Source organism: Cyanobacteriota bacterium (genome assembly GCA_027618255.1).
Lineage (GTDB): Bacteria > Cyanobacteriota > Vampirovibrionia > LMEP-6097 > LMEP-6097 > JABHOV01.
In genome coordinates this window covers 1-6,574 of the sequence record JAQCFG010000086.1, presented here as the reverse complement: position 1 = coordinate 6,574, position 6,574 = coordinate 1, and the positions used below count along the sequence as shown (strand labels likewise).

General features: G+C 39.1%; 8 protein-coding genes and 1 pseudogene. 6 read left to right on the top strand and 3 right to left on the bottom strand.

Going from position 1 to position 6,574, the window contains the following annotated elements; translation table 11 throughout:
• Together O3C63_09250 and glnA are read right to left on the bottom strand one after the other, a co-directional pair.
• A partial coding sequence (locus O3C63_09250) for a GIY-YIG nuclease family protein (GenBank protein ID MDA0773110.1) occupies positions 1-691 on the bottom strand: 691 nt, incomplete at its 3' end.
• 137 nt (positions 692-828) lie between these two features.
• Positions 829-2,169 (bottom strand): type I glutamate--ammonia ligase, encoded by a 1,341-nt coding sequence (gene glnA, locus O3C63_09245; GenBank protein ID MDA0773109.1) that lies wholly within the window; start codon positions 2,167-2,169, stop codon positions 829-831.
• Positions 2,170-2,398: 229 nt separating this feature from the next.
• Between glnA and O3C63_09240 the strand changes: the two genes are divergently transcribed.
• The 5 genes and pseudogenes from O3C63_09240 (at position 2,399) to O3C63_09220 (ending at position 5,304) form a co-directional block, all read left to right on the top strand.
• Entirely contained in the window at positions 2,399-2,920 is a 522-nt protein-coding gene (locus tag O3C63_09240) for a hypothetical protein (GenBank protein MDA0773108.1), read from the top strand.
• A gap of 35 nt (positions 2,921-2,955) precedes the next feature.
• The gene (locus O3C63_09235) at positions 2,956-3,423 is read left to right on the top strand and encodes a RimK/LysX family protein (GenBank protein MDA0773107.1); all 468 of its coding nucleotides are present in this window, start codon (positions 2,956-2,958) and stop codon (positions 3,421-3,423) included.
• The gene (gene rimK / locus O3C63_09230) at positions 3,423-4,415 is read left to right on the top strand and encodes a 30S ribosomal protein S6--L-glutamate ligase (protein ID MDA0773106.1); all 993 of its coding nucleotides are present in this window, start codon (positions 3,423-3,425) and stop codon (positions 4,413-4,415) included. Before O3C63_09235 ends, rimK begins: the two co-directional genes overlap by 1 nt.
• A gap of 164 nt (positions 4,416-4,579) precedes the next feature.
• Positions 4,580-4,783, top strand: a complete 204-nt coding sequence (locus tag O3C63_09225; protein ID MDA0773105.1) for a succinylglutamate desuccinylase/aspartoacylase family protein — start codon at positions 4,580-4,582, stop codon at positions 4,781-4,783.
• A pseudogene (locus O3C63_09220) lies at positions 4,756-5,304 on the top strand (succinylglutamate desuccinylase/aspartoacylase family protein). The gene O3C63_09225 and the pseudogene O3C63_09220 overlap by 28 nt, the downstream one beginning before the upstream one ends.
• Positions 5,305-5,319: 15 nt before the next feature.
• On the opposite strand, the gene O3C63_09215 reads toward O3C63_09220, so the two are convergent.
• Positions 5,320-5,562, bottom strand: a complete 243-nt coding sequence (locus O3C63_09215) for an AAA family ATPase (protein MDA0773104.1) — start codon at positions 5,560-5,562, stop codon at positions 5,320-5,322.
• Positions 5,563-5,651: 89 nt separating this feature from the next.
• On the opposite strand from O3C63_09215, the gene O3C63_09210 reads away from it, so the two are divergent.
• Positions 5,652-6,574, top strand: a 923-nt coding sequence (locus tag O3C63_09210; protein ID MDA0773103.1) for a recombinase family protein, incomplete at its 3' end; no start/stop codon positions are given.

The window sequence follows — 6,574 nt, the reverse complement described above, 5'->3', positions numbered from 1 at the left end:
CAAGATTGTCACTATAGCGCTGCATCTCTTGTTTGAGGATTGCTTGCAAATCAGAGAAGTCTCCCTTCAACAGTAGCTCTACTTGCCGAAGCATCGCCGCATAATCCTCTTCAGAGATCAATTGCTGACAAGGTCCTAGGCATTTGCCCAAATCATAATTAAGACAAGGTCGATTTTTAAATGGTGGCACTCGTTTCTTGCGCAATGGAAATAATTCATTAACCAGGTTGAGGTTCTCATACATGGCAGAGATATTGGTATAAGGACCAAAGAACTTGTTACGAGATCCTTTTGATCTTTGTTTGGATTTAAACTGCTCGATATCACGCACCGGTATCAAACGTGGATAAGCCTCATCATAAGTAATCACAAGCCAAGGATAGTATTTATTGTTGGCTTTGAGTAGAGCATTGTATTTGGGTTGATGCTTGAAGACAAGGTTGGACTCTAGTATCAATGCTTCTTTTTCTGACTTAGTTACTATTGTCTCTAAGCGCTTGATCTTAGGAACCATAACAGCAAGCTTGGGTCTATCAGACCAACTTGATTCATTCCAATAAGAACGTACTCTGGATTTGAGATTGATAGCCTTGCCGATATAGATGATCTTGTCTTTAACATCACGGAAGATATAGACCCCAGGGGAGTTTGAGAGTTTACTTAGTTCTGCTTTGATTTCTACTTGAGTCATTACAACAATTACTGATACCCAATAGCGTTGTTTCAGGGCTTCAGATGCAAGGCTTGCGAGAACCCGAAGGGTGTCCCAAAGTTGGTTAACACCAACGAGGGCGAGCGTAACGCAGCAGATGGAGCTTCTAGGACAGGCTAAAAAGCGTGGAGGTAGTGATCCGTCTCCCACTGTGACACATGCGCACGATAGCTTTGATATTCCTTATACTTAGTCTCAATATAATGATTGTAAGTATGATCACCAAGAGCTTGGCGTACCAGATCAGACTCTTCCATATACTTTAGAGCTTCATCTAAGTTACCAGGTAAGGCATGAATATTACGTTCTTTCATTGTATCCATTTCAAGCTCATAAATATTTTCATTAACCTCTGCTGGTGGCTGTAATTTATTCTTCACTCCATCTAAACCAGCTTCAAGCATTGCTGCAAAAGCTAAGTAAGGATTGGCTGCCGGGTCTGGACATCTAAGCTCAGCTCTAGTACCAGCTCCTCTCGTTGCAGGGATTCTAATCAAAGCAGATCTATTCAGCTTAGACCAAGCAATATAGACAGGTGCTTCATATCCAGGTACTAATCTCTTGTAACTATTAACTAATGGATTGGAAACTGCACAGAAAGATTTGACGTGTTTCAACAAGCCAGCAATAAAGTATTTCATGGTGTCAGAAAGACCATCAGCTTTGCTTTCATCAAAGAAAACATTGTTGCCCTTTAGATCGCTCAACGACATATTGCAATGCATCCCGCTACCGTTGATGCCAACAATTGGTTTTGGCATAAAGGTCGCATAGAGTCCGTATTCATGAGCAATAGACTTAGTTGCCCATTTGAATGTAATCACATTATCAGCAGTTGCAAGCGCATCTGCGTATTTAAAGTTGATCTCATGCTGAGAAGGCGCCACTTCATGGTGTGAAGCTTCAACCTCACAACCAAGCTCTTCGATAGTATCGATGATAGTTCTACGCACATCAGCACCAAGATCAGTTGGTTCAACGTCATAGTAACCACCTTGATCAGTTAGCTTATTTGTCGGAAAACCTTCTGCATCAGTATCAAAAAGGAAGAATTCACATTCTGGTCCTACATTGAATTTATAACCGAGTTCCTCTGTTTTTTTCAAAACACGTTTGAGGTTATTTCTTGGACAACCATCAAACGGGGTGCCATCAGGATTGTAAATATCACAAATGATTCTTGCTACAGCACCTTCACGCGGTCTCCAAGGGAGCACCCTAAACGTACGAATATCTGGATAAAAGTACATATCAGAAGTTTCAATAGTTCTAAATCCTCTTATGGAAGAACCATCAAGCATAACTTTGTTATCAAGTGCTTTCTCTAATTGCCCAATTGGCACAGAAATATTCTTCACCAATCCGTGAATATCACAGAACTGTAAACGAATAAACCTGACGTCATTAGCGTTACATAGCTTAATGACATCTTCTCTAGTATTAATTTTTCTATCCATATGGCGATCATAATAGCATTAAAGCAAATGACTTGATAAGTGGCTTTGTTTATGTTAAATTCAACTAAATAACCGCCGGGTATCCAAATAATTGCGTGCAAAGTAGAACTAATATAGCGAGTCAGATTGGACGTGCAACTCAACACTTTTTTGATAATACAAGTGAGCATAGCAATGCAATGTACAGGTTGCGACTTAACCACGATAGTTTCAGGAGGAAACTACTGTAATGTCCCTGGTAGGTAACAGTCGGCAATTAACTGCCAGCATCGACGAAACTGGTGACACCAAAGTTCTTGTACCTGGCGAGAAGCTCAATCAGCAAATAACAGATTTTGTTGATGCTATATTTCGAATTTATCGAGGACAAAAACCACAAAATGATAATTTCTATATCAATTTGACTGCAGCAGCTGATGAAGATGATGAAGCAATAGGGCGAAATCTACAAAGTGATTTTCATATCATTGAAAAAGCATATTTATTTTTATACGAATCCGTACAAGAAGGGCAATTAGATCTAATCACGAAGAAAGATATGACTTATGCCAAGCTAGGTTCAGTCAATGGAATTCGGTTACTTGCTAATTGTGAAGAAGTTGTATTATTGGCATTCTTAGACCCTGATGCTGATCTTGAACATGATGACCCGCAAATTGCAATAATCAACTATAAGGACGGCACACAATCTATGGTGAGATTTTTAAGCAATGATCAATTTTTTACACTAACTAGGGGACCAGTAGACTGATTCTGAGTTAGAATACTTAACGAGATCCGCCAACTATGCCAAAAAACAAAAATAAAATCTTGATCGGCAGAAAAGAAGAAATAGACCTTCCGGACCTTAAATTAAAAAAATTAAACGCCAAGGTTGATACTGGAGCATATACTTCATCCATTCATTGTCATCTTATTGAAACATATACGAGAGCTGGCAAAGTCCTCTTACGCTTTCGCTTATTAGACCCAGAACACCCTAATTATCAACGTAAAACTTTTATATTTAGAAATTTTAGTTCTATAAGAGTCAAAAGCTCTAACGGCAGGTCGGAGTTGCGTTATCAAATCAGCACCAAAGTCAAAATCAATGAAGAGATTTTTAAAACAGAATTTACTCTCACCGATAGAAGTGATATGAAATATCCTATTCTTCTAGGTCGCAAATTTATTAAACAAGGTTTTATCGTAGATGTTTCCAAATACAATCTTGCCAAGAAAAAATACAAAATCAATATTACCAAGGACAAATAATGAAAATAGCTATACTCTCTAGGAAAAAATCACTTTATTCAACCAACAGCTTAATCAAAGCCGGTCAAGCAAGGGGACACGATGTTGTAGTAATTAACCACACCACTTGTTCATTGGTGATGGAAAAAGGCAAACCAACAATATATTATCACGGCCAACCATTAGAAGATATTGATGCGATCATTCCTCGAATTGGTGCGTCAGTTACTATGTTTGGTACTGCCATCGTCAGACAATTTGAAATCAAAAAAATTATCACCACCGCCAGTGCTCAAGCAATTGAATTATCAAGAGACAAACTCAAAAGTCAACAACTATTCTCAATGATGAATATTGGTATCCCCAAAACAGTCTTTGCCAAATTTCCTAAACAAGAAGAAGTTCCAAACTTGATAAGTCATGTGGGCGGGGCGCCTCTCATTATCAAATTACTTGAAGGTACACAAGGACTCGGTGTTGTTTTAGCAGAAACCAAAAGTGCAGCCAAATCTGTGATTGAAGGATTCTCCGCACTCAAAGCCAATATTCTAATTCAGGAATTTATCAAAGAAGCTGGTGGAGCTGATCTTCGTGTCATTGTTGTTAACGGAAGAGTAGTTGCGGCAATGAAAAGACAAGGAGCAGAGGGAGAATTTCGTTCTAATTTACACCAAGGCGGCAGCGCGCAAGCTCTTCAATTAAATAAAAAAGAAGCCCATGTTGCAATCAAGGCCGCCAAAGCCATGGGACTAGGTGTTGCTGGTGTTGACATGCTTGTATCAAAACGCGGGCCATTAATAATGGAGGTTAACTCATCTCCTGGACTTGAAGGGATTGAGAAAACAACCGGAATTGACGTGGCAGGCAAAATTATTGAATATCTAGAGTTAAAACAAACCAAGAAAGAAGCACGCAAAAAAAGAAAATTAGATTCTTCTAAGCCCACAACAATTGAGACCTATCAAGACTTTGTGGATATAGTAAATCCAAGTACCGAAATCATTGAGGTCTAAATATAATGAAAGAATTGGTTATAGCTGGGCAAAGTATAAAGCCAGACACAAGAAAAAGAATTGACATCGACGTAGCCAAGCTATATGACTATACCAAGATGGCCTTATCCATTGAAGTAATCCGTGGCAAAGAAGAGGGTCCAACACTTTTTGTCTCAGCAGCGATGCATGGTGACGAAATTAATGGCGTAGAAATTTGTCGAAGATTATTACAACACAAAATCCTCAAAAAAATCAAAGGTACAATCATAGTTGTTCCGATTATTAATGTTTTTGGCTTAATAACAAGTCACGCTATCTTCCTGATGGACGTGATCTTAATAGAAGTTTTCCTGGCTCAGCCTCTGGGTCTCTCGCAGCGCGACTAGCCAATATCTTCCTAACTGAAATTGTTGACAAATGTACTCATGGCATCGATTTACATACCGGAGCAATCCATCGAAGCAATCTTCCACAATTGCGAGCATCCTTACATGTGCCTGAGACCCTTAGGCTAGCAGAAGCATTTGGCAGCCCGGTCATCATCAACTCAAGTATCAGAGAGGGGTCACTACGTTCAGTGGTCATCCAACGAGATATTAGATTATTAGTTTTTGAAGGTGGTGAAGCCTTGCGCTTTGACGAGAATGTAATCAAGTCAGGATTGTTTGGCGTACTTTCTGTAATGAAAGCTATAGGCATGATTGAAGACAATGTTATGAACACACGCAAACAAAAAGAATGCTTTGTAGCTAAATTTAGCGCTTGGCTAAGAGCTCCTGCAAGCGGAATTCTCACCGGTTCAAAGAACCTCGGAGCCAGAGTCAAAGCCGGAGAAGTCATTGGCAAAATCTCAGACCCATTTGCTAAGCACCTGTCTAAAATAATTGCAACTAATTCAGGAATCATTATTGGACGCACAGAGTTAACTCTTGTAAATGAAGGTGATGCACTGTTTCACATAGCAAGCTTTGAAGATTCTAAGGCTGTAGCTGCAGATATAGGGGAAACCATCTTTTTTCTTCAACTCAGAAGAGTTTGCTAGCATGCCAAGCAAAGTTGATTTACCTGTCATATTTTCTCCCGCAAATACAGTGATTCTTTTACCTAATAAGATATCTTGGTTCTCAAACAACCTAAACTTTTTTATTTTAATCTCTTTAAACACAATACCTATTTTATCAATAATAGTGAAAGCCCTAACTAATTAATACTTTTTAATTGGCCAAATCTTTATAAATTGACTAAAATTTTCACATGCAATACTTCCTCTACGCCCGTAAGTCCTCTGACTCAGAGGATAGACAAATGCTATCTATTGAAGCTCAGATCCAGGAACTGAGAGACTTTGCGAGGCAGAACAGGCTCAGTATTGTGAAGATTTTCACCGAATCCATGTCAGCGAAACAGCCTGGGAGACCAGTTTTTAATCAGATGCTCACAGGGTTAGAACAAGGTCAAGCACAAGGAATCATTGCTTGGCATCCAGACAGAATTGCGCGTAATACCTATGACGGAGGTAAAGTAACTTACTTAATAGATCAAGGTTTGATTAAAGATCTCAAGTTTCCAAACTTCTACTTCGATAAAACTGCTAATGGTAAGTTTAATCTCTCAATTGCTTTCTCTCAGGCTCAGTATTTTGTTGATGGTTTGCGTGAGAATGTGAATCGTGGAATCAGACAGAAGGTACGTAGAGGAGAGTTCCCAGGTAAGGCTCCTTACGGCTATATTAATCATCACAAAACCAGAAGTATAGAACCAGACCCTGAACACTTCAATACTATGAAAAACCTTCTAAAGAGATTTGCAGAGGGTGAAATCAACTACAAAGAAATGCGAGATCTAATGTACGCTTCTGGAATCAAAGGTGCAAGAAACGAGAAAGCTATCTCATTCTCTACTCTGCATAACTTACTCACAAACCCATTCTATTACGGCGTTTTCAAGCTTAGAGGTGAATTGCATGAAGGCTCACATAAGCCAATGATCTCAAAAGAGACCTTCAATAAAATACAAAAAAGAATCAAATCAAACTCTAGAAAACTTAATCACAAGAAAGCTCGTCAAGAGACTCCGTTCTTCTTTCCTAATATCGCTAGTTGCGGAGACTGTGGTTATTCGATAACTTTTGAGAAGCATAAGAGCAGGTGTAAAGAAGAGACACTCAAGTATTACAG

Excerpts from the sequence above, each read along its gene's own strand:
- glnA (MDA0773109.1), bottom strand. The coding sequence starts at position 2,169 with ATGGATAGAAAAATTAATACTAGAGAAGATGTCATTAAGCTATGTAAC.
- O3C63_09240 (MDA0773108.1), top strand. The coding sequence starts at position 2,399 with ATGTCCCTGGTAGGTAACAGTCGGCAATTAACTGCCAGCATCGACGAA.
- O3C63_09235 (MDA0773107.1), top strand. The coding sequence starts at position 2,956 with ATGCCAAAAAACAAAAATAAAATCTTGATCGGCAGAAAAGAAGAAATA.
- rimK (MDA0773106.1), top strand. The coding sequence starts at position 3,423 with ATGAAAATAGCTATACTCTCTAGGAAAAAATCACTTTATTCAACCAAC.
- O3C63_09225 (MDA0773105.1), top strand. The coding sequence starts at position 4,580 with ATGCATGGTGACGAAATTAATGGCGTAGAAATTTGTCGAAGATTATTA.